Source organism: Kitasatospora putterlickiae (assembly GCF_039527695.1).
Taxonomy (GTDB): domain Bacteria; phylum Actinomycetota; class Actinomycetes; order Streptomycetales; family Streptomycetaceae; genus Kitasatospora; species Kitasatospora putterlickiae.
In genome coordinates, this window is record NZ_BAAAKJ010000257.1 from 53,223 (window position 1) to 56,870 (window position 3,648).

Genomic DNA, 3,648 nt, shown 5'->3' on the forward strand with positions numbered 1-3,648 from the left:
TTCCGGGGCGCGGTGCCGTGCCGGGCCGGTTCAGCCGTTCTCGGACTGCTGCTCGTACTGCTGCTCGGGCTGCTGCTGCTCGGACTGCTGCTGCGCCGGGTCGCCCTGCGGCTGCTGCTGTTCCTGCGGCTGCTGCTCCTCCTGCCGGGGCTGGGTCTGGGTCTGGGGCGGCTGGGTCGGCCTCGGGTTGGGGTTGCGGGTCGGCCGGGCGGGCGTCTGGGGACGGCCGGGCCAGGTCGGGGCGACGTCGGTCGGCGAGCCGCTGCCCGAGCCCGGGCTCGCCGAGGGGTCGTGCTTGGGCGCCGGGTTGGGGATGTAGACGGTCTCGAACTCCTTCTCCGGCATGCCCCGGACGGCGTCGTTCATCGCCATCTGCCAGATCGGCCCGGGGCCGGTGGCGCCGAAGACCTCCTCGAACCACTTGCCGCCGATCCGGATGTTCCGCATCTTCACGCCGCCGGCCGGGCCGCCCAGCCAGACCGAGGCGGCGAGGTTGCCGGTGTAGCCGCTGAACCAGGCGGACTTCTTCTCGTCGGAGGTGCCGGTCTTGCCGGCGATCTGGCGGTCGTCGTCCAGGCCGAGGTCGCGCGCGGTGCCGCCCTTCTCGGTGACCCCCAGCAGCACGGTGTTGATGACGTCGGCGGTGTTCTCGGAGAACACCCGCTCGCACTTGGTGGGGCTGACCGGGACCTCCTTGCCGTCCATCGTGGTGATGCCGCTGATCGCGACGGGCGTGCAGTAGGTGCCGCGGTTGGCGAAGGTCGCGTAGACGTTGGCCATCACCAGCGGGCTCACCTCCTGGGTGCCCAGGCCCAGCGCGGGCAGCTCCTCCAGCGGCTTGCCGCTCGCCTTGGTCAGCACGCCGAGCTTGTTGGCCATCTGCTTGACCGCGCAGAGGCCGATCTCCTGCTCCATCTGCACGAAGTAGGTGTTGACCGAGAGCGCCATCGCCTCCTTCAGCTCGTACGGGCCGACCTCGCCCGCCGACTCGTTGGGGATGGTGCCGCCCTTCTTGCCCTTCTCCAGGTTCTTCCAGGTGCCGTCGCAGGTGCTCATCGTCGGCCAGTCCATCTTGTTCGGCGACGCGTAGGACTGGGTGGAGGTGAGCCCCGCCTCCAGGCCGGCGGCGGCCACGATCGGCTTGAAGTTGGAGCCCGGCTGGAAGCCGTTGCCGCCGCCCATCGCCGCGTCCACGTTGTAGTTGACGACCGTCTGCTTCTTGCCCGGGTCGATCCCGTACGGGCGGGTCTGGGCCATCGCCAGGATCTTCCCGGTGCCCGGCTCCACCATGGTGATCGCCGCCGAGACCTCGTCGGTGACCTTCACCCTGGTGGTCACCGCCTTGAGCGCGGCCGCCTGCTTGACCGGGTCGAGGGTGGTGTGGATGGAGAGGCCGCCCATGTCCCACAGCTTCTTGCGCTCGGCGGCGGTCTTGCCGAAGACCGGGTCCTGCTTGATCACGTGCTTGACGTAGTCGCAGAAGAAGCCCATGCCCGCGTCGGCGGTGATGCAGCCGTTCTGCGGGGCCTGGTAGTGCAGCACCACCGGGCCGGTCTTGGCCTCCTTGGCCTGCTCCGCGGTGATGTGCCGGTTCTCCAGCATCTTGTCGACGACGACGTCACGGCGCTTGCGCGAGGCCTCGGGGTGGGCCTTGGGGTCGAACTGGGAGGGGTTCTGCACCAGCCCGGCCAGGGTGGCCGCCTCGGCGAGGGTGAGGTCCTTGGTGTTCTTGCTGAAGTAGCGCTGGGAGGCCGCCTGTATGCCGTACGCCTGCTGGCCGTAGTAGGTGATGTTCAGGTAGTTGGTGAGGATCTGCTCCTTGGTCAGCTCCTCCTCCAGCTTGATGGCGTACTTGAGCTCCTGCACCTTGCGGCCCAGGGTCTTGCGCTGGGCCTCCCGGACGGCCACCGGGTCGTCGCCGGCCTTCTCGACGTTGACGTTCTTCACGTACTGCTGGGTCAGGGTCGAGGCGCCCTGCATCGCGGTGCCGCTCTCCGCGTTCTTGGTGATCGCCCGCAGGACGCCCTTGAGGTCGACGGCGCCGTGCTCGTAGAAGCGCGCGTCCTCGATGTCCACCTGGGCCTGGCGTATCAGCGGGCCCATCTCCTCGGCGCCGATCACCCGGCGGTCGCGCTCGTAGACCTTGGCTATCTGCTGGCCCTTGGCGTCGTATATCCAGCTGGCCTGGGTCAGTGGAGGCGTCTTCAGGTCGTCAGGGATGGTGTCGAACTCCTCCACGGTGCCCTTCATCCCGAGCCCGAGCGCACCGGCGGCCGGCAGGGCGATGCCCGCCAGCAGCACCCCCGCGAGGGTGCTGTAGCCGAGGAACCTCACGCCGTGGCCGAGCAGGCCGAGCGGGGTCTCGCGGCGCCGGGGGCGCGGCACCCAGGTGTCGTGGGGCTCCGGGGAGGGCGTGCGGCGGCTTCTCCGTGACATAGTCGGAACACTACGTCCACGAAAACCGCCCGTGGGGCCGGTGTTGGCCAACCTTTGTCACAAATCGGCGACAGATCGGCACGGTTGGGCGTGGCGTGACCCGCCGCCCGGGATCCGGGCCGGTCCGGAGGGGATCGTTCGCCGACGTCCCGACGGGCGCGGCGCGGCCCGCGCGGTGCTCGCGTCCGGGCCGTTCGGGCGGCGCGGGGGTCAGCCGTCGCGCTTCCTGCGCCGCAGTCCGAACACCGCGCCCGCCACCGCGAGCAGGAACGCCACCCCGAGCACCTGGTCGCCGGTGCCGGCCGAGGAGGGGCCGTCCGCGACGCCCTCCGAGGGCGGGGCCGCCGCCCCGTCGGACGATGGCGCCGACGGGGTCGGTGTGGCCCTCGGCGGCGGCGTGACCGTGTCGGGCAGCTGGTCGTCGTCCAGCGGCGACCGCCAGACCGCGCTGCCCCCGCCCTCGCTGCCGTAGAGCAGCGCCCGGCCGTCGGCGCTGAAGGTGACCGACTCGCCCTGGCGCTGGAACGGCGTGCTGAGCGATTCGCCCCCGCCCGGCGCGCCGTCCTTCCAGCGGTAGAGGGTGGCCGAGAAGTAGCCGCGCAGCACCAGCCGGGTGCCGTCCGGCGAGAAGGCGCCGTCGGTGGTCCAGGGGGCGTCGGCGATCCGGCGGAAGGTGTTGACGCCGTTCGCGGAGAGCTGTTCGGGGCCCTGGTAGAGGCCGCCGCCGCTCTGCTTCTTGCTGGCGATGTAGGCGCGGCCGGTCACCGGGTGCACCATCAGCGCCTCGGCGTCGCGCGGCCCGTCCTCGTAGCGGACCTTGTAGCGGGTCACCTGCACGGTCTGGTCGTGGAGTTCGGCGGGCTCGGCGAAGGCGTGGATCCAGACCTCGGGCCACTTGCCGCCGAGGTTGTCGCCGATGTCACCGACGTAGAGCCGGCCGTCCGGGCCGAGCGAGATCGCTTCGACGTCGCGCGGCTCGACGCCGCGCAGGGTGACGGTGGCGACGGTGCGGCCCTGGGAGTCGACGGCGTAGACGTAGGGGCCGTCGTCACTGTCGTTGTGCGTCCAGTAGACGCCGGGGTGGCGCCGGCTGGCCGCGAGGCCGCTGGACTCGGTGATCCGCGGGTCGCCGATGGTGAAGGCCTCACCGCCCGGGTCCGCCGCGCGGGCCGGCGGGGCGCCGAGCGTGGCGGTGGCGGCGACCGCGGCGGT

At 71.4% G+C, this 3,648-nt stretch carries 2 protein-coding genes; both read right to left on the minus strand.

Annotated features, from left to right (window positions below; translation table 11 throughout):
- Positions 1-30: 30 nt before the first annotated feature.
- A complete protein-coding gene (locus tag ABD308_RS26220) occupies positions 31-2,436 on the minus strand; it encodes a transglycosylase domain-containing protein (protein ID WP_344339189.1) in 2,406 nt (801 codons plus the stop codon).
- A gap of 210 nt (positions 2,437-2,646) precedes the next feature.
- Positions 2,647-3,648: TolB-like translocation protein (locus tag ABD308_RS26225; protein ID WP_344339191.1), on the minus strand; the 1,002-nt coding region annotated here is incomplete at its 5' end.